This is a genomic window from Pseudomonas sp. PAGU 2196 (assembly GCF_022179005.1).
GTDB classification, from domain to species: Bacteria; Pseudomonadota; Gammaproteobacteria; order Pseudomonadales; family Pseudomonadaceae; genus Aquipseudomonas; species Aquipseudomonas kermanshahensis.
The window spans coordinates 152,386-174,389 of record NZ_BNTL01000022.1; the positions used below are offsets into that span (position 1 = coordinate 152,386).

Below are 22,004 nucleotides of genomic sequence, written 5' to 3' on the forward strand. Positions count from 1 at the left end.
GTATTCAGTCCCTGAATGCCCCGTCACGCGCTTTCAGTCGGACTTTGGCGCAGGCTGCTCATACCGCGCATTGAACGCCTGGACAAAACCATTACGCAGGATCTGCAAAAACGCCTCGAAGGCACTGACATCCTGCTTGTGCACACTGCCACTAAGCTCCACCCGGGTGGCGAACTGGTTTTTCGGCTGGTTTTTCAGCACCGATTCGGTGCCCCCCACCAGCGCCTCCCACACCGAGCGGAAAAAGCCCTTGTCCTTGTTCTGCACGTCCTGCTGCCAGTTAAACACATCGACATCGCGCAGCAACGGCTTGATATAGCCCGTAAGCCGGCCCTTCTCAGCCTGGGCTTCGATCACCAGGTCGCCATGCCCGGCATTGAAGTCGAACTTGCCATAAGCGCTGGCAAAGTCATTGAGCTTGCGCAACTGAATGTCGGTGGCGCGCAGGCGGAATTCGAAGTCGTCGAAGTCGCTGAACGGGTCGAAGGTAGCGCGGCTCTCGACCTTGGCATCCCCGAACAACACGGCATTGGCGTCGAAACTGGCGTCGCGCCGGCCTTTTTCGTTGCGCACGTTGGTCAGGTTACGAATGCTGGCGTCGAGCCGGGTCGCCTTGAGGTTGACGGGGGGCTTGGAGGTGAAGTTACGAAAGGTGAGCACGCCGTCTTCGATGCGTACTTCGTTGAGGGTGATCGGCAGCAGTTTTTCCAGTTGTTGGCGCCAATCGGTGCCGCGGCCGGTCTGTGACGCCTGCTTGCTGCCACCATCGACAAAGTTCAGCGCTGGCCGCACGAAGGTCACCTCGGCCACTACGGCGCGGTCGTACCACAACGCGTGCCAGCTCACCGACAGGTCGATCAGGGGCGCATCGAGCAGCGGCACCGGGACCTTGCCGCTGGTCTTGACGATCTTCAGGCCGTTGATCTGGTAAGCGCCGCGCCACCAAGCCAGGTCGACGTCGACGACCTGGCCGCGGTAGTCACCCATGTCGGCCAGCTTGTCGTTGAGGTAGTCGCGCACCAGGTAGGGCAGGGCCAGGTGCAGGGCCACCAGCAGCACGACCAGGCTGGCCAGGCCGACCAGCGGCCAGCGGTAGCGACCTTTCATCGAAGGTTCTCCTAGGCTGGATGTGCGGTTGACCGCAGCCGCCGCCTGGGAGTTCGAACAGGCTTTACGGGCCAACGGGGCAGGCTTACCCTTGAAGTCTTTCCCTGCATCTTCTTGTTCAAGGACCCCTGCCATGAGCCGTATCTACGCAGACAACGCCCATTCCATCGGTAACACGCCGCTGGTGCAGATCAACCGCATCGCCCCGCGTGGGGTGACCATCCTGGCCAAGATCGAAGGGCGCAACCCGGGCTACTCGGTCAAATGCCGGATCGGCGCGAACATGGTCTGGGACGCCGAAAGCAGCGGCAAGCTCAAGCCCGGCATGACCATCGTCGAGCCCACCTCGGGCAACACCGGCATTGGCCTGGCGTTCGTTGCCGCCGCCCGTGGCTACAAGCTGATCCTGACCATGCCGGCCTCGATGAGCCTTGAACGGCGCAAAGTGCTCAAGGCCTTGGGTGCCGAATTGGTGCTGACCGAGCCGGCCAAGGGCATGAAGGGCGCCATCGAGAAGGCCAACGAAATCGTCAACTCCGACCCGGCCCAGTACTTCCAGCCAGGCCAGTTCGAAAACCCGGCCAACCCGGCAATCCATGAAAAGACCACCGGCCCGGAGATCTGGAACGACACCGACGGCGCCGTCGATGTGCTGGTGGCCGGTGTGGGCACTGGCGGTACCATCACCGGCGTTTCGCGCTACATCAAGCAGACCCAGGGCAAGTCGATCCTGTCGGTGGCGGTGGAGCCGGTGGCCTCGCCGCTGATCAGCCAGACCCTGGCCGGTGAAGAGCTCAAGCCCAGCCCGCACAAGATCCAGGGCATTGGCGCGGGCTTTGTGCCGAAGAACCTCGACCTCTCCATGGTCGACCAGGTCGAGACGGTGACCGACGAAGAGTCCAAGGCCATGGCCATTCGGCTGATGCAGGAAGAGGGCATTCTGTGCGGTATTTCCTGTGGCGCAGCGATGGCGGCGGCAGTGCGCCTGGCCGAAAAACCAGAGATGCAGGGTAAGACCATCGTCGTAATCCTGCCCGACTCTGGTGAGCGTTACCTGTCGAGCATGCTGTTCAGCGATATGTTCAGCGAGCAGGAAAACCAGCAGTAATCGCCTCGTCCTCTGATCAGGCGCAACACTCGGTAATCCGGTTTATTGCAGAATCTTCATGAATGAGATCCCGCCCAGGTTGTTTTTACCGGGGCGGGATGGGTTTATGATGGCCGGATGATTTTTTCGGGAGCAGGCGGCGCAGGCCTGCTTCCTTTCCAAGGAGTGTTGCATGACCTTTTCCTTTGCAGCCAAGGCGGGTGTCCTGCTGGTGTTTTTCGGCAGCGTGCTGTTCGTGCACCTGCGCGGCAAGGCGCGCCTGCCGGTGTTGCGCCAGTTCGTCAACCATTCGGCGCTGTTCGCCCCCTATAACGCCTTGATGTACCTGTTTTCTGGCGTGCCGTCCAAGCCGTACCTGGACCGCCAGCGCTTCCCTGAACTGGATGTGCTGAAGGACAACTGGCAGGAAATCCGCGAAGAGGCCATGCGCCTGTTCGACGAGGGCTACATTCGCGCAGCTGAAAAAGACAACGACGCCGGCTTCGGTTCGTTCTTCAAGAAGGGCTGGAAGCGCTTCTACCTGAAGTGGTACGACAAACCGCTGCCGTCGGCCGAGGCCCTGTGCCCGCGCACCGTCGAGTTGGTCAGCAGCATCCCCAACGTCAAGGGCGCGATGTTCGCCTTGCTGCCCGGTGGCAGCCACCTGAACCCGCACCGCGACCCGTTCGCCGGCTCGTTGCGCTATCACCTGGGCTTGTCCACGCCCAATTCCGACGACTGCCGCATCTACGTCGATGGCCAGGTGTATGCCTGGCGTGACGGCGAGGACGTGATGTTCGACGAGACCTACGTGCACTGGGTCAAGAACGAGACCGACGTCACCCGCGTGATCTTGTTCTGCGACATCGAACGCCCGCTGAGCAGCCCGCTGATGACCCGCATCAACCGCCAAGTCAGTGCCTTCCTCGGCCGCGCCACCGCGCCGCAGAACACCGACGACGAGCGCGTCGGCGGGATCAACCAGGCGTATGCCTGGAGCAAGCGCTTCAGCAACAAGATCAGCAGCCACGTGAAGCAGTTCAAGCGCGCCAACCCCAAGGCCTACCGCATTCTGCGGCCGGTGTTGGCGGTGGTGGTGGCGTATCTGTTGTATCGCTGGTTGATCTGATTTCTACCCACTGGGGCTGCTTTGCAGCCCTCTCTGGCCCAAAATCTGTAATCGGATGCAAGTGCTTGTGTATTAGGGGTGTGCTATCTCAAGAAGTCGAACCCGTCGAACGTATAGGAAATACGAAAAGTTCCGGGTACAGGAAGTATGCTGCCCTGTGTTTCAGTGGATCGATGCAAGGCTTCAAGGTGCATAAAAAGTTGCTCTACGTAAGCGGAATGCATGTCGAATGCACGGTATTCCCCCCTGAGGGAATAGTCACCTTCTAGGGCATAATATCGCAGTATTCGAGGGTCCTCGCTTGGCGGTGTTTTGGGGGTTACTTCAATGTTTCTAATTATTCCGTTGCAGGCCTCTGTGACGAACGCTGAATGAGCGAGTGGCAGTTGTGAGTTTCTGAAGAAGCTACTCGTTGATTCGAGGCTTTCCAGAACTTTGTCTACATTGCCAAAAGCCATCCTCCATGTGGCCTTGCGGATACAGAAATTGGGCAAGGCATCACTGTCCGTGTCAGACGCATAGAGGCCGTAGAACGTCCCAGTCTTCTTCTCAAATACTGAAATGCCGAGTGTTAATTTGAAAACAAGCAGCGCTTCGTCCGAGAAGGTTGCGCTGATTGTTGTGACCTCGTGCATCAAGGCGCTCACCAGCTGGCGTGCCCCTGGAGGGGAGATATAAGCTTGCATGCGGGATTGATGACCAGCAGGCGTTTGGGTCAGGTCTTTTTCCCATGAGAGGTTGTGCATTATCATTTCCTTCGCATGTCTTTCAAGCGGCCGAGGAATTCGGGGTTTGTTGATTTGAACCGATCTACAGTCCAAACATTAGAGCGGGAGTCGATGGCGAGGTTTCGCCGTGAGTCCCCATAGTTAGCTTTTTCCTCGTGTGCATCAACACCTTGGTTTTTCCACCATTTATCATCCCGAGCCGTCAGCTTTACAACCGGCGCATCAGGGATTTCGAAATCATCATCCGATGCCTCATTGTGCTCCTCGTTGAAGCTCAGGCGGTTTTTCCAGCTAGAGGTGTTGTCTTGATCTGCCCACGAAGGCGTATTGTCAAGCTTGAATGAAGATTCAAACCCACCAAGGTCCTGGTTTGAGCCGTTGTTGGAGTTTGTCGTGATGGTGCGACCGGTCAGCGCGCTAAGCAACCGAGCAAAGAAACTACTAAGCGTCTGACTCAATGCTTGCTTGCCATCAGGGTCCACATATTTGTACGGGTTACCCAAGTATCTCGACGCGAGCAGTCTCTACCCAGGTAGCGGTGCAAAGCGGCCAGACGGTGTTGCTGGGGGGCTTGATCAAACAGAACGAGGCCGACAGTCAGAGCCGTGTGCCTTGGTTGGGCAGGGTACCTGGGGTGGGCTGGCTGTTCAGCGATACGCAGCGTAGCCATGGCCGTACCGAGTTGATCGTGCTGATCACGCCGAAGGTGGTGAGTGATGCCAGCACGGCCCGCCAGGTGACGGATGAGTATCGGCAACAGTTGCAGCTCATACGGCCTGGATTGAGTGAGGGGTGAGCCACTGATTAACTGATTATCCCGCCGTGTTGCGTTGAGTAATGCTGTGTGTGGAAGGTCCGGGCCGGGAGTGATAGCACATGCCCGGACCTTAGCGATCAGTTAATCAGCTCCCGTCGCAACGATTGGCACAAGGCGAGGGCAGCGCCCTCGCTCTTGGTGTTGCTGGAGTCATTATTGTTGCGTGGTGCCAAAATTTTTCAGATAGGTTTGCGCGAGCGTCCCATCGGGCCCAGGTTTTTTTGAAATGGCTGCAAGTTCGCCAATGGAAATGAAGTGATCATGGATCACCTCTTTGAACTCGCCATTAAAGAATTCTCGCTTGACCGCTATTACCGCCAATTCATCGCATGCGCTTTCAATGGCTAGCCATTCCATGTTGCGGCTACATAGAACTATCGGGTAATCGAGCGTGCCGTCAAAAAAAGTCCTGTTGCCATGCTCAAATTCTTCAAGGTCATTGAGGGTATTCTTTCCGCTGAAGGAAAGGCAGCTACCCTCTTGAGTGGCCTCACCCAGATATTTGACGATCACCGGCGCGCAAAATTGATGGGTGCTGGAGTCGATAAGTGACGCCATTACCGTGTCATTGTCCAGTATGGGCCTTTCTATAAAATAGAAAACACAATCACGATATTTGAATACGTTCTGTGGGAGCTCCTTGTTAAACGCTAAATGCTCAGAGATTTTGGTTGTAATATCAACGGTGTCTTGAAAGTTTAACTTTAGCATCATGGTGTTGATCCAAATCGTATTTTTGTCAGGTCTTTTTTGTCACCTGTCATGCGCATCGCAGCTGACGGGCCGCCGGTGCTCGTGGATTTTTCATAGAATCTATAGGTTTTCTGGCTATTGGTGAGTTAGGACGGATCCGTCTTTCGAGGTGCTGTGTTCGTAGCCATTAGATTTAGCGTCGATTGCTGCCTCGGGCGTGCGGTCTGCTTGAATTTGGTTTGAACTGTTTTTTGTGAATTTTGAGGGGGAACTGACAGGCGTCCAAGGCGCGTTTTCGGCAGTCGTCAGCGTTTTTCCGAAGCTTGCTATATTTTCCCACCCCGTATCGCGTCTATCGCGTCTATCGCGACGCTTGCGAGGCCAGGGACAGAGGGAATTACAGAAATCACAGCATCGAAGGCAAAATACCATCACAACCACCTGGCTATCCCCCTGCATTATCAGGGCGCACAAAAAAGGCGGTCATTGCCGTGACCGCCCCTCAAGCCCGCGCTGCGCTACCTCACGCCGGCTCTAGTGCCTCGACCACCTTCCCGCGGCTCAGGTGCACCACCTTGTCCGCCGTATCGAAGTAGCGGTCATCATGCGAGATCACGATGATGGTCTTGCCCAACCGCTTCAGGTCCGGCAGCAGCTCGGTGTAGAACACCCGGCGGAAGGTCGGGTCCTGGTCTGCCGCCCATTCGTCGAACACCAATACCGGCCGCCCATCCAGCCAAGCGTTGACCAGCGCCAGGCGTTTGCGTTGGCCGGTGGACAGGTCGGTGGTGGTAAACGCACCATCGCGCACGCTCACCTTATGGGCGATTTCCAGCCGCTCCAGGTAGCGCGTGGCATCGCTGGGCAGGCTGTGCTCGTGCTCTGGCAGGTCTTCGAACAGGTAGTAGTCGGCGAACACGGTGGTGAACAGCTGGCGATAGTCGTCCAGCCCCTGCGGGTCAACGGCCTTGCCGTTCAGGCGCACTTCGCCGCGTTGCGGGGTATACAGGCCCAGCAGCAGCTTGATCAGCGAGGTCTTGCCGCAGCCGTTTTCGCCGACGATGAACAGGATCTCGCCCGGCGCGATGCTCAGGTTCACCGGCCCGACGCGGAAGGGTTCGTTACCGTCCACCGGTGGGTAGGCGTATTCGACATTGTGCAGCTCCAGGTGCGCGCTGCCGGGGGCGGTGTGCTTGATCGGCTGGTCCAGCAGCAGGTGCGGTTCGGGTGAGGAAAAACGCTCGGACAGGTCGGCGATGCGGCGGAACGCCACTTGCGCGCGGCCGAGAATCGGCAGGTTGCCGATCAGTGTCTCCAGCGGGCCTTTCATGTACAGCAGCACCAGCACGAACCCGCTCATTACGGCCGGGTCGTTGCTCGGCCACAGCGACTGCAGGGCCAGGGTCAGGCCGATGACCACGAAGAACAGCATCGAGCCGAGGCTCTTGGCGGCCACGAAAATGTTGATGGCGCGGATGTGGGTGTTGGCGATGAAGTCGGCGGTGCCCTGGATGTTGCGGGTCAGCATGGCATGGCGGCGGCGGCGGTCGATGCGCAGCTCCTTGGCGCCTTCGGCAATCGCCGAGTAGTGCTTTTGCAGGTTGTCCTCGGCATCGCGGGCGGCGTTGAAACCGGCCACGCCTTTTTGCCGGGCCACGTACTGCACGGCGCTGCCGATGCCGATCGCCACCAGGGTGATCAGGAAGATCGGCCACGACAGCCAGGCCAGGTAGGCCAGGCAGCCAGTCACGGTGGTCAGCGAGATAGCCAGCGGGGCGAAGGCAAAGGCGAAGTCACTGATGGTGTCGACGTCGCGGGTCAGCACCGGGATCAGGCGGTGGGTGCGGTAGCGCTCGATCTGCTCGATCGGCGCCGACAGCACCTTGGCGCCGAGGTCTTTGCGCAGCCGGGCGATGACCTTCTGGCCTACGTAGTTGGTGCCACTGTCGGCGGCCACGCTGCTCACCAGCGCCAGCACGCACAGGCCGGCGAAGGCCAGGATCACGCCCTGGCTCATGCCATCGGGGGCATGCAGGCCCTGGTTGACGGTGGCCAGCAGCGCGGTCACGGCCAGGCCGCCGACCATGCCCAGCAGCACCGAGACGATGACCGCCGGGCGGTAGGGTTTGAGCAGGCCCAGCAATTCGCGGATGGCCCCGGGGGAAGACGTTTTCATGAAGCGCGATCTCGGTGAGGGAGTGGAGGTGGGCGGCGCGGCGGGGTCAGCTCCCGAGGGCCAGGGTGCCCTTCATCAAGGTGCTGTGGAATGGGAACGAGCAGTAGAAGCTGTAGGCAGTGCCGGCCCTCAACGAACGGGTGTCGAGGGTGACGCTGTCTTTTTCGCCACCGCCGATCAGGCGGGTATGGGCGATGACCCGGGTATCGCCTGGCTTCACGTAGTCCTGTGCCTCGCCTGCCTTCAGGCCGTCGTCCAGCACGCCTTGCATGTCTGCCTGGGTGCTCAGGACCCAGTTATGGCCCATCACGTTCTTCGGCATTTCGCCAGGGTGGGCGAGGGTGACGGTGAACGACGTGCAGGCCTTGGGGATGGTGATTTCGGCCTTGTCGAAGGTCATCTGGTCGGTGCCGTGGATGTCCACGGCGCAGTGCTCGGCCGACCAGGCGACGGCAGGGGCCGCGGCGAGCAAGGCGAGGAGCAGAAGCTGGCGAGTCATGTAGGGTTCCTGGACGATAAAAGGGTGCACATCGTTCAGACGAACCGGCGCGCGTTCGCTTTACCTGTGTGTTCGCGCGGGTGAATTTCTGCCGGGCATGCTCGTTCATCTAGTCAGGCGCCCTGATGGCGCAGCATCCCTTTCGCCGCCACGGCGGCCCTGGCTTGAGGTGACGGTACATGAGTGAATTGCTGAGCTTTGCGATCGAACCCCTGGACGCTGCCCGCGGCGACCTGCCGTTGTTGGTGCGCGCGCCGGAGCCTGGCATCGACCTGCTCGACGCGTTCGACGAGCTGAAACCGCTGGTTGACCGCCACCTGCTGCACGCCGGCGGCATCCTGTTCAGGGGCTTCCAGGTGGGTGGGGCTGAGGCTTTTCGCCAGTTCGCCGCCGCGTTCGGCCACCCGCTGCTCAACTACGAGTTCGGCTCCACGCCGCGCAGCAACGTGACCCAAGGCGTTTACACCTCGACCGAGTACCCGGCGCACCAGAGCATCCCGCTGCACAACGAGCAGGCCTACACCCTCGAGTGGCCGATGAAAATCTGGTTCTACAGCGTGATCCCCGCCGAGACCGGCGGCGAGACGCCGATTGCCGACAGCCGCGAAGTGTATCGGCGGATGCCAGCGCGTATTCGCGAGCGCTTGGTCGAGAAGGGCCTGATGTATGTGCGTAACTACGGCAACGGCCTGGACGTGGAATGGTCGCAGGTGTTCAACACCGAAGACCCGCGGCAGGTCGAGGCCTACTGCCGTGCGCATGCCATTGAATGCATCTGGAAGGAGGATGGCGAGTTGCGCACACGCCAACGCTGCCAGGTAGTGGCGCGTCATCCGGTGACGGGGGAGGACGTGTGGTTCAACCAGGCGCACCTGTTCCATGTGTCTAACCTGCAGCCGGAGGTGCGGGAGTCGTTGATGGACATCGTCGAGGAAGAGGACCTGCCGCGTAATGTGTATTACGGCGATGGCTCGACCATTGAGGACGCGTTGCTTGATGAGGTACGCGGGGTGTTGGATGAGTGCACTATCAGTTTCCCTTGGCTGGAGAATGATGTGCTGATGCTCGATAACATGCTCGCGGCGCATGCGCGTTCGCCGTTTACGGGGAAGCGCAAGGTGGTGGTGGCGATGGCGCAGGGGCATTCTCAGGTGGGGCGGNNAGCGCCGCCTGTTCCTCAAAGCGTTGCAGGGCGAGGGCATGGACTTCTCCGTGCTGCCGATTGCGCCGGGTGTCGAGGTCGACGAGCGTGACCGGTTGTCCTACGCCCAGCGGCGCATGTGGTTCCTCTGGCAACTCGACCCCCAAGGCGCAGCCTATAACCTGCCAATGGCCGTGCGCCTGAATGGCCCATTGGACCTGAGCGCCCTGCAACACGCATTCGACGCTCTGGTCGCCCGCCACGAAACCCTGCGCACCCGCTTTGTCGCCGACGGCGATGACGTACGTCAGCACGTGGATGCCGTCGCGGCCCCGCTGCAATTGCGCCAGGACTGCCTGAGCGAACTGGCCGAAGCGACCCGCCAACACACCCTCGAATCGATTGCCGAAGCCGAGGCCCTGGCGCCTTTCGACCTGGCCACCGGCCCGCTGCTGCGCGTGCGCCTGCTGCAACTGGCAGCGCAGGAACATGTCCTGCTGCTAACCCTGCACCATATCGTCGCCGATGGCTGGTCGATGAACGTGTTGATCGACGAATTCCTGCACCTGTACGACGCCGCCGTGGCCGGCACCCAAGCCACACTCGAGCCCCTGCCGATCCAGTACCGTGACTATGCCCTGTGGCAGCGCAGCTGGCTCGAGGCTGGTGAGCAGGACCGCCAATTGGCGTACTGGCAGGCGCGCCTGGGCGATGATCACGCCCCACTGGAGCTGCCGCTGGACCGCACCCGTAACGGCCGGCCAAGCTACCGCGGCGCCCGCCACGCATTCCCGATTGCTGCCGATGTCGCCGAGCGCCTGCGCGGCCTGGCGCGTCGGCACAACGTTACCTTGTTCATGGTTTTGCTGGCGGCCTTCAAGCTGCTGCTGCAGCGCTACAGCGGGCAGGGCGCAATCCGCGTTGGCGTGCCCATCGCCAACCGCAACCGCGCCGAAAGCCAGGGCTTGATCGGCTGCTTCATCAATACCCAAGTGCTGCACACCGAGCTCGACCCGTTGCTGGATATCACCGGCCTGTTGCAGCGCGTGCGCGAAACCGCCGTGGGCGCGCAGAGCCATCAGGACCTGCCGTTCGAGCAACTGGTCGAAGCCTTGGACCTGCCCCGTAGCACCGACAGCCCGCTGTTCCGCGTGCTGTTCAACCATCAGGCCCAGGTGGCGGATGTCGAAGCCATCAAGACCTGCTCTGGGCTGAGCCTGGCGCCGATCACCCTGGAAAAGCACAGCGCCCGTTTCGACCTGGCGCTGGATACCCACGAGCGTGCCGGGCAGCTGCATGCGGCCTTCACCTATGCCCTGGACGTGTTCGATGCGGCCACGATCGAGGCCCTGGGCGAGCAATGGCTGGCCTTGGTGCAGGCGCTGGCCGATGACACCGCTGGCGCGGTGGGCGAGTTGCCGTTGCCTGGCCTGGCAGCCACTCGGGGTGTGCCAGGTCATTTGGTCGAGCCGCTGCTGGTTCACCAGCGCTTTGCCGACGCCGCCCGCCGCCACCCCGCGCGCACCGCAGTGATGGCCGCCGGCGAGGCAGCCAGCTACGCCGAACTCGATGCCCGCGCCGAGGCCATCGCCGACAGGCTGGTCGAAGCTGGCGTGCAGCCAGACACCCTGGTCGGCGTGCTGGCTGACCGCAGTGTCGGCATGCTCGCCAGCATCCTCGGCGTGCTCAAGGCGGGCGGCGCGTACCTGCCCCTGGAGCCTGAACAACCGGCCGAACGCCTGGCCTACCTGCTCACCGACAGCGGCACCCAGCGGGTGCTGGCGCCTGGCAACTGGCAGGCGGAACTGCCAGAAGGCGTCTCCCGGCTGGCGTGGGAACATACCCAAGCCCTAAGCCAAAACACGCCACGCCCTAGTGCTGCCGCAGCCAACCTCGCCTACGTGATCTACACCTCCGGCACCACCGGCCAGCCCAAGGGCGTCGCGATCAGCCATGGCGCCTTGGGCAACTACGTTGAGGGCATCGCCGCACGCCTGCCGGTGGGGCAGATCCACAGCATGGCGCAAGTCTCGACCCCGGCAGCGGACCTTGGCCACACCATGCTGTTCGGCGCCCTGTGTGGCGGCCAGACCTTGCACCTGATGCTGCGCGAGCAAGTGTTGGATGCCGAGGGCTTTGCGGCCTACCTGGCACAGCACCAGGTGGACGCCCTTAAGATCGTGCCCTCGCACCTGGAGGCCATGTTGGGCGCCGGTCGCGCGGCACTGCCTGGCCAGTGCCTAGTGCTGGGCGGCGAAGCCATCAGCCCGGGCCTACTCGGCAAAATCCGCGCCCTGGCGCCGGCACTCAAGGTGTTCAACCACTACGGCCCGACCGAGACCACGGTCGGCGTGCTGGTGGCTGAACTGGACGATCAGGCGTCGCTCGGCCAACCGCTGGCCAACGCAACTGTCAGCGTGCTCGACAGCTGCCTGCAGCCACTGCCGGCCAAGGCCAAGGGCGAGCTGTACATCGGCGGCGCCGGCCTTGCCCGTGGCTACCTCGGCCGCCCGGCGCTCACCGCCGAGCGCTTCGTGCCCGACCCAAGTGGTGCCCACGGCGAACGCCTTTACCGCAGTGGCGACTGGGTACGGCACAACGCCGCTGGCGAGCTGCAGTTTGCCGGGCGCATGGACGGCCAGGTGAAAATCCGCGGTTACCGCGTGGAACTGGCCGAGATCGAGCAGCAGTTGCTTAGTCTGGAAGGCGTCGTCAACGCCGTGGTCCGGGTCAAGGGCCAGGCACCGGAAGCGGTGCTGGCGGCCTGGCTGGTGCCCAGCCAAATGCCGGCAGACAGCCAAGCTTGGCAGGACACGATTCGCGCCACGCTCAAAGGCCTGCTGCCCGAGCACATGGTGCCGACCCACCTGATGGTGCTGGCGCAACTGCCGGTCACGGTCAACGGCAAGGTCGACGTCAAAGCGCTGCCCGAGCCGGTCGCCATCCAGGCCGCCTATCAGGCCCCAGTGACCCCGCTGCAGGTGCAACTGGCGCAGATCTGGGCTGAAGTGCTGCAGGTGCCGCAGGTGGGCCTGAGCGACAACTTCTTTGCCCTGGGCGGGCACTCGCTGCTGGCCACCCAGGCCGTATCGCGGGTGCGCAAGCACCTGGGCCTGGACATCCCGCTGCGTACCCTGTTCGACACGGTCGACCTGCAGGCTTTCGCCCAGGCCGTGGCCGAGGGCGAGCAGGGTGCAGGGCTTGAGATCGAGATCCTCGACCGCGAGCAGCCACTGCCGGTGTCCCGCTCGCAAAACCGCCAGTGGCTGTTCTGGAAGCTCAACCCCGAAAGCCTGGCTTACAACACGCCAATGGCCGTGCGCATGCAAGGCACCCTCGACCGTGCTGCGGTGCAGGCCGCGCTGGATGCGCTGGTGGCGCGCCACGAGTCACTGCGCACGGTGTTTGTCGAAGCTAACGGTTTGCCGTGGCAACGCATCCTGCCCGCCGCCTCGGTGCCGATCGGTTTCGAAGACCTCAGTGGCCAGGACGAAGCCGCGCAGATGCGCAAGCTCGAGGCTGAAGCCTTCGCCCCGTTCGACCTGGAGCACGGCCCACTGCTGCGTGCCCGCCTGTTCAAGGTGCATGCGCAAGAGCACCTGCTGTCGCTGACCCTGCACCACATCGTCTCCGACGGTTGGTCGATGAGCCTGCTGGTACGCGAGTTCGCAGCGGCCTACAACGCGGCCGCCAGCGGCCAGGTGCGGGCCATCGAACCGCTGCCGGTGCAGTACGCCGACTTCGCCGCCTGGCAGCGCAAATGGCTGGACGAGGGGCAGATGCAGGCACAGATCGACTATTGGAAAGCGCGCCTTGAAGACGACTTCGAGGTCCTCGAACTGCCCGCCGACCGTATTCGCCCGCAGGTCAAAAGCTACCAGGGCAGCCGCTTCGATGTGCGCCTGCCGCTGGCCCTGACCGAGCGCCTGCGGGCATTGGCGGTGGCGTCCAATGCCACGCTGTTCCATGTCTTTTTAGCGGCCTATGCCATCGTGTTGTCGCGCTACAGCCGCAAGGACACGATCAACATCGGCGTGCCCGTCACCAACCGCAACCGCCTGGAGCTCGAAGGGCTGATCGGCTTCTTCATCAACGTGGTGGTGGCGCGGGTGGGCGTCGATGGCAGCCTGCCGTTCCCGCAACTGCTGGCCGCGATCAAGGAGACCACGTTGCAGGCCCAGGCCAACAAGGACGTGCCGTTCCTTGAGGTGGCCGAAGCCCTGTACCCCGAGCGCGACCAGGGCGTGAACCCGTTCTTCCAGGTGCTGTACAACCACTTGCGCGACTTGGGCGAGCAGGTGTCCAGCGATGCCCTGCACGGCCTCAAGGTCCGGGAAGTGGACCTGCTGGAGCCGGGCGCGCAGTACGACATCTCGCTTAACACCCTGGAACGCTCCGACGGTGTAACGGCCTCGTTCAACTACTCCACCGACCTGTTCGATGCCCCGCGTATCGAGCGCATGGCCGGGCACTGGCAAGCGCTGCTCGAAGCCATCTGTGCCGAGCCGCAGCGCTGCATCGCCGAGCTGGACTTCTTGGCCGACGCTGAGCGCCGTCAACTGACTCAAGGCTGGAACCCGGCACCGCAGGCCAGCAGCGGCCTGTGTGCGCACCAGTTGCTGGAGCGTCAGGCAAGTGCGCGGCCCGACGCCGTGGCGCTTATTTTCGACGACCAGCAACTGAGTTACGCCGAGCTGGACCGCTGCAGTAACCAATTGGCCCACCGCCTGCGTGCCCTGGGCGTAGGCCCAGACCGCCTGGTAGGTGTAGCCGTCGAGCGCGGCCTGGGCATGGCACTGGCGCTGATCGCCATTCACAAGGCTGGCGGTGCCTATGTGCCGCTGGACCCGGACTACCCGCAAGAGCGCCTGGCGTACATGGTCGAGGACAGCGGCATCGGCCTGCTGCTGGCCGATGCGCCGTCGCTGGCGCGCTTGCAGCTGGATAATCAGCTGCCTTGCGTGGTGCTCGAGCCCGGCACCCAGTGGCTGCACGCCTGGCCAGCCGAGCCGCTGCCGAACCTGGCCGCGCCGCACAACCTCGCCTATGTCATCTACACCTCCGGTTCCACCGGCATGCCCAAGGGCGTGGCCATCGATCACCATGCCTTGTCGGTGTTCTGCCAGGTGGCTGGCGACTACTCGCGCCTGAGCCCGGAAGACCGTGTGCTGCAGTTCGCCACCTTCAGCTTCGACGGCTTCATCGAGCAGTTTTTCCCGCCGCTGGCGCAAGGCGCTTGCGTGGTGCTGCGCGACCTGCGGCTGTGGGACACCAACACCCTGGTGGACGAGATCAACCGCCACGGGGTTACCGTGGCCGACCTGCCGGCGGCCTACTGGCGCCTACTGGCCCTGGAGCGTCGCGCACCCGAGGCCTATGGCCGGCTCAAGCAGATCCACGTGGGCGGTGAAGCGGTGCCGGAAGATGCCCTGCGCGCCTGGCTGGCCGACGGGCCGCCGGCGGTGCGCCTGCTCAACACCTACGGCCCGACCGAGGCGACCGTGGTCGCCACCACGTTCGACTGCTCGCCAATGACGCCCGAGCAGATCAGCGCAGGCGGCGTGCCGATTGGCCGCGCGTTGCCAGGCCGGACCTTGCACGCCCTGGACGACGGCCTGGCGCCGACCCCGGTCGGCGTGTCGGGCGAACTGTTCATCGGCGGGGCAGGGTGCCTGGCGCGGGGTTACCACCAACGCCCATCGCTGACAGCCGAACGCTTCATTCCCGACCCGTTCGACCCCGTGGGTGGAGGCCGGTTGTACCGCACCGGCGACCTCGGCTACTACGACGAGCAGGGGCAACTGGCCTATCGCGGGCGAGCTGACCACCAGGTGAAGGTGCGCGGCTTCCGTATTGAACTGGGCGAGATCGAGCAGTACCTGCGCGCGCATCCAGATGTGCGTGAGGCAACGGTACTGGCTATCGACCTGCCCAGCGGGAAGCAGCTGTGCGCCTATGCCGTGCCTGTCGAAGGCAGCACTGGCGACCTGCGCCAGGCGCTCAAGCAGTACCTCAAGGCCAGCCTGCCGGACTACATGATCCCGTCCTACCTGGTGACCCTGCCGAACATGCCGCTGACCCCCAGCGGCAAGCTCGACCGCAAGGCGCTGCCGCTGCCCGACCCCAGCCAGCCGCAGCACGACTACGAAGCGCCGCAGACCGAACTGCAACAGCAACTGGCGAGGATCTGGGCGCAATTGCTGAACCTCGGCCAGGTTGGCCTGAACGACAACTTCTTCGAGCTCGGCGGCCACTCCCTGCTGGCCGCACAGGCAGTTTCGCGCATCAACGTGGAGCTGGGGCTGGACCTGCCCCTGCGGCTGATCTTCGCCCACCCCGAGCTGCGTGCGTTCGCCCAGGCACTGGACGAGCAAGGCCTGTCGCTGAGCGACGACGGCCTGAGCGATATCGAAAAAATGATGAATGAATTCACAGAGGCCTGACATGGAACTCACTGCAGCACAACGCATTGCCCAACGCTTCGTCGGCCTCCCTGTGGAGCAGCGTCAGCAGATTCTGGAGAAAATGCAGGCCACCGGGCAAAGCTTCCGCCTGTTGCCCATCGTGCCCGCACGCCAGAGCCTGGCGCGCATTCCGTTGTCGTTTGCCCAGCAGCGCTTGCTGTTCCTCTGGCAGTTGGAGCCCGACAGCCCGGCCTATAACGTGCCGATGGCCGTGCGCCTCAAGGGCGCACTCGACCTGGCGGTATTGCAGCAGGCGCTGGATGCGCTGGTCAGCCGTCACGAGTCGCTGCGTACCCGCTTCGTCTCGGATGAAGGCGAGCTCCATCAGGACATTCTCGACGCCTGCCCGCTGGTGCTGGACGTGGTCGAGTGCCAGGACGATGAAGCCGCCTTGAGCGTCGCTGTCGATGCCGCGCTGAAGCAGCCGTTCGACCTGCTGGCCGGGCCGTTGATGCGGGTTACGCTGCTGCGCGTGGACGCCGAGCACCATGTGCTGGCCCTGAGCATGCACCACATCATCTCCGACGGTTGGTCGAGCGACCTGCTGGTGCAGGAATTCATCCAGTTGTACACCGCGTTGGCTGAAGGCCGCCAGGCCGAATTGCCGGCCCTGCCGATCCAGTACGCCGATTATGCGATCTGGCAGCGTGCCTGGCTGGAGGCCGGTGAGGCCCAGCGCCAGCTGGCGTACTGGCAGGCGCAACTGGGTGACGAGCAGCCGTTGCTGAGCCTGCCGTTGGACTTCGAGCGGCCGGCCACACCGAGCTATCGCGGCGCGGTGCTCAAGCTGAACATCGGCGCCGAGCAGGCCGAGGCTTTGCGCGCCCAGGCACGCAAGGGCGGCCACACCGTATTCGTGCTGATGCTGGCTGCCATGGCGGTGGTGCTGTCGCGTTACAGCGGGCAGTCGGACATCCGCATCGGCGCACCGAATGCCGGGCGTAACCGCAAAGAGCTGGAAGGCCTGATCGGCTTCTTCATCAATACCCAAGTGCTGCGTGTGCAAGTGGACGAGCGCGCGACCTTCGCTGCGCTGCTGGAGCAGGTCAAGGACGTGATCGGCGGCGCCCAGTCGCACCAGGAGCTGCCGTTCGAGCACCTGGTGGATGCCTTGCTGCCAGAACGCAACCTGGCCCACAACCCGCTGTTCCAGTTCAAGATCAACCAGCACGTGGCGGCCGGCGACCCCTCGCGCAAGCGCCTGGGCGAGCTGGAGGTAGAAGGCTTTGCCCGCGAAGGGGGCGATGCGCGCTTTGACCTGGCCTTCGACTTCTCGGACAAACCCGATGGCATCGAGGGGTATTTCACCTACGCCACCGACCTGTTCGAGCAGGCCACCATTCAGCGCCTGGCGGATTCGCTGCGGCGCGTGCTGGACGTGCTCAGCCACGCCCCGCACACGCCGATCGTCGAGCACCTTGAAGTGGCGGCGCAGCAGCAGGCCGCGCCAGCAGCCTACCCGCACCGCGACGTCCTCGCCTTGTGGCACCAGGCGATGGCCCAAGGGCAGGCCCAAGGTGGCGTGCGCGCAGGTGACCGCTTCATGACCCAGGCCGGGCTGGACGCTGCGTCCAACCGCGTGGCCGACTACCTGCGCCAGCGCGGCGTCGGTGCTGGCAGCATCGTTGCCCTGTGCCTGCCGCGCTCCATTGAGTGGGTCACGGCCTTGCTGGCAGTCCTCAAGACCGGCGCCGCCTACCTGCCGCTGGACACCCTGCAGCCGCAGGAGCGCTTGCAGCAGTTGATCGTCGACAGTGGCGCTGCCGTGCTGCTGCATGAGCCGGGCGATACACGCTTCGCGGGGCTCGACGGGGTGCATGCGGTTGCCTGTGAGCCCGCCACCTGGGCAGGCTGCAGCGACAGCCGGGTAGAGGTTGCAGTCAGCCCTGAACAGCCGGCCTACCTCATCTACACCTCGGGCTCGACCGGCCAGCCGAAAGGCGTGGTGGTCAGCCACGGGGCGCTGGCCAGCTACATCCAAGCCGTGCTGGAGCGCCTGCAACTGCCCGCCGGTGCGAGCATGGCCATGGTGTCCACCACCGCCGCCGACCTGGGCCACACCGTACTGTTCGGTGCCCTGGCCTCGGGCCGCCTGCTGCATTTGTTGCCGCAAGAACTGGCCTTCGACCCCGACGGTTTCGCCAGCTACATGGCGCAGCACCAGGTGGGCGTGGTGAAGCTGGTGCCAAGCCACCTGCAAGGCCTGCTGCAAGCGTCCCGCGCCGCCGAGGTGCTGCCTGCCGAAGCGTTGATTCTGGGCGGCGAAGCATGCCCTTGGAGCCTGTTGGAAAAAGTCCGTGAGTTGCGCCCGGGGTGCCGGGTGATCAACCACTACGGCCCGACCGAGACCACGGTCGGCGTGCTGACCTTCGAGCCAGGCCAGCGTCTGCAAGGCTGCCGCACGGTGCCGGTCGGTCGCCCGCTGGGCAATGCCTGCGCCCAGGTGCTCGATGGTTACCTCAACCCGCTGGCGCCGCACGTGGTCGGCGAGCTGTACCTGGGTGGGCAGGGTGTTGCTCAGGGCTACCTGGGCCAGCCGGGGCTGACGGCCGAGCGCTTTGTACCGGCTGCGGGTGGCGCCCGCCTGTACCGCACGGGCGACCGAGCGCGAATGAGTGCTGAAGGCCTGATCGAATTCACCGGGCGTGCCGATGACCAGGTGAAAATCCGTGGCTATCGCGTCGAGCCGGGTGAAATCGGCCGAGTCATCGCCGGGCTGCCCGGTGTCAGCGACGCCGTGGTCCTGGCCGTGCCGCTGGAAGGCGATGCCGAGCGCCTGCAGTTGGTGGCCTATGTGGTGGCTGAAGGGGGCATGAGCACGCAGCAGTTGCAGGCGCATCTGCAGACGCGCCTGCCTGACTACATGGTGCCCGCACACATCCTGTTGCTCGAGCGCCTGCCACTGACCGCCAACGGCAAGCTCGACAAGCGTGCCTTGCCCACACCGGGCGCGGTAAGCCGCGGCTATGTGGCCCCAGAAGGCGAGGTCGAAGAGAAGCTCGCCGCCGTGTGGGCTGATGTGCTTAAGCTGGAACGCGTGGGCAGCAGCGACAACTTCTTCGAGTTGGGTGGCGACTCCATCCTCAGCCTGCAGATCATCGCCCGGGCCAAGCGCCAAGGCATCAAGATCACCCCCAAGCAACTGTTCGAGCAGCAGACCGTTGGCCAACTGGCCCAGGTCGCCAAGCGCATCGAAGCCAAGCAACCGCCTGCAGCCCCCGTGGATACCGCGACCCGCGGTGAGGTGGCGCTGCTGCCGGCCCAGGTGCGTTTCTTCGAGATGGACATCGCACAGCCTGCGCATTGGAACCAGTCGGTGCTGCTGAAACCGGCCCAGCGTGTGCAAGTGGAGCACCTGGAAGCGGCCCTGCGTGCGGTGCTGGAACAGCACGATGCCTTGCGCCTGCGCTTCAGCCGCCAGAACGGCCAGTGGCAGGCCCGCTTCCAGGCCCTGGACGCTTCGCCGGTGCTGCGCCAGCGCAGCCTCGCGGCGTTGAGCGAACTGGACGCTGCGGGTACCGAGGTGCAAGCCAGCCTCGACCTGGAGCACGGGCCGCTGCTGCGTGCCGAACTGTTCGACGTCGCCGATGGCCAGCAGCGTTTGCTGTTGGTCATCCACCACTTGGTGGTAGACGGCGTGTCATGGCGGGTACTGCTGGAGGACCTGCAAGAGGCTTACCAGCAACGCCTGAACGGGCAGGTCGTTAGCCTGCCGGCCAAAACCTGCGGCGTGAAAACCTGGGCCGAGCGCCTGGTCACTCACGCCAGCAGCCCAGCGCTGCACGCCCAGGCTGACTACTGGCAGCAGGTGCTGCAAGGCAGCCCGGCAGAACTGCCGCGTGACAACCCGCAGGGCAGCCTGGGCAACCAGCATGCCCGTACCGCTGCATCGCGCCTGGATGCCGCGCGTACCGCCCAGTTGCTAAAGCAGGCACCCGCCGCCTACCGCACCCAGGTCAACGACCTGCTGCTGACCGCGCTGGCGCGTACCCTGTGCCAGTGGAGCGCGCAGGACGAGGTGCTGGTGCAACTGGAAGGCCATGGCCGCGAAGACCTGTTCGACGACCTTGACCTCAGCCGCACGGTGGGTTGGTTCACCAGCGTGTTCCCGGTACGCCTTGCCCCTGGCCAGGCGCTGGGCCCGTCGATCAAGGCAATCAAAGAGCAATTGCGCGCGGTGCCGGATAAGGGCATCGGTTACGGCCTGCTGCGTTACCTGGGCGATACCCCGGTCCGCGAGCGGCTCAGCGGCGCTGCGCAGCCACGCGTCACCTTCAACTACCTGGGCCAGTTCGACAGCAGTTTCACGACGGACGATGCTGCCTTGTTCAGCCCGAGCGGCGAAAGCGCCGGGCGTACCCAATGCGCCGGTGCGCAACTGGGCAACTGGCTGAGCATCACCGGCCAGGTGTATGGCGGCGAGCTGTTCCTGGAGTGGACCTACAGCGAAGACGTCTACCACCCGGAAACCATCCAGCAACTGGCCCAGGCCTACGAGCAGGCACTGGCCGAGTTGGTCGAGCATTGCTGCCAGGCGCAGCACCACGGCGTGACGCCTTCGGACTTCCCATTGGCCGCGCTCACCCAGGGCCAGTTGGACTGCTTGCCTGTACCTGCAGCGCAGATCGCCGATGTGTATCCGCTGTCGCCGATGCAGCAGGGCATGCTGTTCCACACCCTGTACGATCAGCAGGCCGGCAACTACATCAACCAGTTGCGGGTCGATGTCGAGGGGCTGGATGTGCAGCGCTTCAAGCAGGCCTGGCAGGCTGCGCTCGATGCTCATGACATCCTGCGCAGCAGTTTTGTGCTGCAGGGCGAGCTGGAGCAGGCCGTGCAGGTGGTGCGCAAATCGTTGGCGTTGCCGTGCAGCGAGCATGACTGGCGTGGCCAGCCGGCGCTTGAGCAGGCCCTGCAGGCGCTGGCCGAAGGCGAGCGCCAACAAGGGTTCGACCTGACCGAAGCGCCGCTGCTGCGTCTGGTGCTGGTGCAAACGGGCGAAGCCCGCCACCACCTGATCTACACCAACCACCACATCTTGATGGATGGCTGGAGCACCTCGCGCCTGCTGGGTGAAGTGCTGCAACGTTACGCAGGCATGGCGCCGAAGGCCCAGGCCACGCACTACCGCGACTATATCGCCTGGCTGCAAGGCCAGGACGCGGCGGTCGCCGAAGCCTTCTGGCAGGCCCAGCTGGCCGCGCTCGATGAGCCGACGCGCCTGGCCCAGGCCATTGCCGGGAGCGCGGGCGTTGCGGGCAGCGGCTATGGTGATCATCGCCTGGCCCTCGATGCCGAGCAGACCGCCCGCATTGAAGCCTTCGCCCGCGCTAACCGCGTCACCGTCAACACCCTGGTGCAATCGGCCTGGCTGCTGCTGTTGCAGCGCTATACCGGCCAGGCCAGTGTCTGCTTCGGCGCCACCGTGGCCGGCCGCCCGGCAGATTTGCCAGGCGTTGAGGAGCAGATCGGTCTGTTCATCAACACCCTGCCGGTGATTGGTGCACCCCGCGCCGAGCAACGTGTCGGCGAGTGGATCGCCCAGGTTCAAGGCTGCAACCTGGCGTTGCGCGAGTTCGAGCACACCCCGCTGTACGACGTGCAGCGCTGGGCCGGGCAGGGTGGTGACGCGCTGTTCGACAGCATTCTGGTGTTTGAAAACTACCCGGTGTCCGAGGCGCTGCAACAAGGCGCGCCGGGCGGGTTGCGCTTTGGCGACGTGGCTGTGCAAGAGCAGACCAACTACCCGCTGACGCTGGTGGTAGAACTGGGCGCGACTCTGTCGATGCAATACAGCCATGACCGTGCCCTGTGGAGCGACGAGAGCATTGGCCGGTTGGCGGGTTATTTCACCCGCCTGCTGCAGGCATTGGTCGCCGATGCGGATGCAGTAGTCGGCGAGCTGCCGATGCTGAGCCTGCAAGAACAGCAGTTGATGGTCGAGGGCTGGAACGACACCCTCGCGGCGTACCCGAATGAGCGCAGCATCCACTCACTGATCGAAGCCCAGGTGTTCGCCACCCCGGACGCCCCGGCGTTGGTGTTCGGCGAGCAGACCCTGAGCTACGCCGAACTCAACGGCAAAGCCAACCAGCTGGCGCACAAGCTGCGTGAACTGGGTGTGGGCCCGGACGTGCTGGTAGGCATCGCCATGGAGCGCAGC

The 22,004-nt window shown here is 63.7% G+C and carries 10 protein-coding genes and 2 pseudogenes; 6 read left to right on the top strand and 6 right to left on the bottom strand.

From position 1 onward, the window contains the following. Positions 1 to 33: 33 nt before the first annotated feature. Positions 34 to 1,107 (bottom strand): DUF748 domain-containing protein, encoded by a 1,074-nt coding sequence (locus MFF34_RS19525; RefSeq protein ID WP_238215931.1) that lies wholly within the window; start codon positions 1,105 to 1,107, stop codon positions 34 to 36. A 133-nt stretch (positions 1,108 to 1,240) separates the two neighbouring features. Here MFF34_RS19525 and cysK point away from each other — a divergent pair, with 133 nt between their 5' ends. After that, a complete protein-coding gene (gene cysK, locus MFF34_RS19530) occupies positions 1,241 to 2,215 on the top strand; it encodes a cysteine synthase A (RefSeq protein WP_027594589.1) in 975 nt (324 codons plus the stop codon). 172 nt (positions 2,216 to 2,387) lie between these two features. Continuing rightward, the gene (locus MFF34_RS19535; RefSeq protein WP_238215933.1) at positions 2,388 to 3,323 is read left to right on the top strand and encodes an aspartyl/asparaginyl beta-hydroxylase domain-containing protein; all 936 of its coding nucleotides are present in this window, start codon (positions 2,388 to 2,390) and stop codon (positions 3,321 to 3,323) included. Between the two features lie 83 nt (positions 3,324 to 3,406). Here MFF34_RS19535 and MFF34_RS19540 read toward each other — a convergent pair whose 3' ends face one another. Together MFF34_RS19540 and MFF34_RS19545 are read right to left on the bottom strand one after the other, a co-directional pair. Next, a complete protein-coding gene (locus MFF34_RS19540; RefSeq protein WP_238215935.1) occupies positions 3,407 to 4,069 on the bottom strand; it encodes a hypothetical protein in 663 nt (220 codons plus the stop codon). Positions 4,070 to 4,071: 2 nt separating this feature from the next. Then, the gene (locus tag MFF34_RS19545; protein ID WP_238215950.1) at positions 4,072 to 4,554 is read right to left on the bottom strand and encodes a hypothetical protein; all 483 of its coding nucleotides are present in this window, start codon (positions 4,552 to 4,554) and stop codon (positions 4,072 to 4,074) included. On the opposite strand from MFF34_RS19545, the pseudogene MFF34_RS19550 reads away from it, so the two are divergent. Continuing rightward, positions 4,545 to 4,847: pseudogene (locus tag MFF34_RS19550) on the top strand (type II secretion system protein GspD); the annotation flags it as partial. The gene MFF34_RS19545 and the pseudogene MFF34_RS19550 overlap by 10 nt on opposite strands. Positions 4,848 to 5,021: 174 nt before the next feature. Here the strand turns inward: MFF34_RS19550 and MFF34_RS19555 are convergent. The 3 genes from MFF34_RS19555 to azu all read right to left on the bottom strand — a co-directional run bounded on the left by MFF34_RS19555 (position 5,022) and on the right by azu (position 8,236). Then, the gene (locus MFF34_RS19555) at positions 5,022 to 5,426 is read right to left on the bottom strand and encodes a hypothetical protein (protein WP_238215937.1); all 405 of its coding nucleotides are present in this window, start codon (positions 5,424 to 5,426) and stop codon (positions 5,022 to 5,024) included. A gap of 658 nt (positions 5,427 to 6,084) precedes the next feature. Continuing rightward, positions 6,085 to 7,737 carry a cyclic peptide export ABC transporter gene (locus MFF34_RS19560; RefSeq protein ID WP_238215939.1) on the bottom strand — a complete coding sequence of 551 codons (1,653 nt, stop codon included), beginning with the start codon at positions 7,735 to 7,737 and terminating at the stop codon, positions 6,085 to 6,087. A gap of 46 nt (positions 7,738 to 7,783) precedes the next feature. Further along, entirely contained in the window at positions 7,784 to 8,236 is a 453-nt protein-coding gene (azu, locus tag MFF34_RS19565; RefSeq protein WP_238215941.1) for an azurin, read from the bottom strand. A 179-nt stretch (positions 8,237 to 8,415) separates the two neighbouring features. On the opposite strand from azu, the pseudogene MFF34_RS19570 reads away from it, so the two are divergent. From MFF34_RS19570 to MFF34_RS19580, 3 genes and pseudogenes are all read left to right on the top strand, one after another. After that, positions 8,416 to 9,384, top strand: a pseudogene (locus MFF34_RS19570) (TauD/TfdA family dioxygenase); the annotation flags it as partial. A gap of 52 nt (positions 9,385 to 9,436) precedes the next feature. Further along, on the top strand, positions 9,437 to 15,820 hold the full coding sequence (locus MFF34_RS19575) for a non-ribosomal peptide synthetase (protein WP_238215943.1): 6,384 nt from the start codon (positions 9,437 to 9,439) through the stop codon (positions 15,818 to 15,820). 1 nt (position 15,821) lies between these two features. Beyond that, positions 15,822 to 22,004, top strand: a 6,183-nt coding sequence (locus MFF34_RS19580) for a non-ribosomal peptide synthetase (RefSeq protein WP_238215944.1), incomplete at its 3' end; no start/stop codon positions are given.

Bases quoted from the DNA above. Each gene is read 5' to 3' on its own strand.
- MFF34_RS19525 (WP_238215931.1), bottom strand. From the start codon at position 1,107: ATGAAAGGTCGCTACCGCTGGCCGCTGGTCGGCCTGGCCAGCCTGGTC.
- cysK (WP_027594589.1), top strand. From the start codon at position 1,241: ATGAGCCGTATCTACGCAGACAACGCCCATTCCATCGGTAACACGCCG.
- MFF34_RS19535 (WP_238215933.1), top strand. From the start codon at position 2,388: ATGACCTTTTCCTTTGCAGCCAAGGCGGGTGTCCTGCTGGTGTTTTTC.
- MFF34_RS19540 (WP_238215935.1), bottom strand. From the start codon at position 4,069: ATGCACAACCTCTCATGGGAAAAAGACCTGACCCAAACGCCTGCTGGT.
- MFF34_RS19555 (WP_238215937.1), bottom strand. From the start codon at position 5,426: ATGGCGTCACTTATCGACTCCAGCACCCATCAATTTTGCGCGCCGGTG.
- MFF34_RS19560 (WP_238215939.1), bottom strand. From the start codon at position 7,737: ATGAAAACGTCTTCCCCCGGGGCCATCCGCGAATTGCTGGGCCTGCTC.
- azu (WP_238215941.1), bottom strand. From the start codon at position 8,236: ATGACTCGCCAGCTTCTGCTCCTCGCCTTGCTCGCCGCGGCCCCTGCC.
- MFF34_RS19575 (WP_238215943.1), top strand. From the start codon at position 9,437: ATGGACTTCTCCGTGCTGCCGATTGCGCCGGGTGTCGAGGTCGACGAG.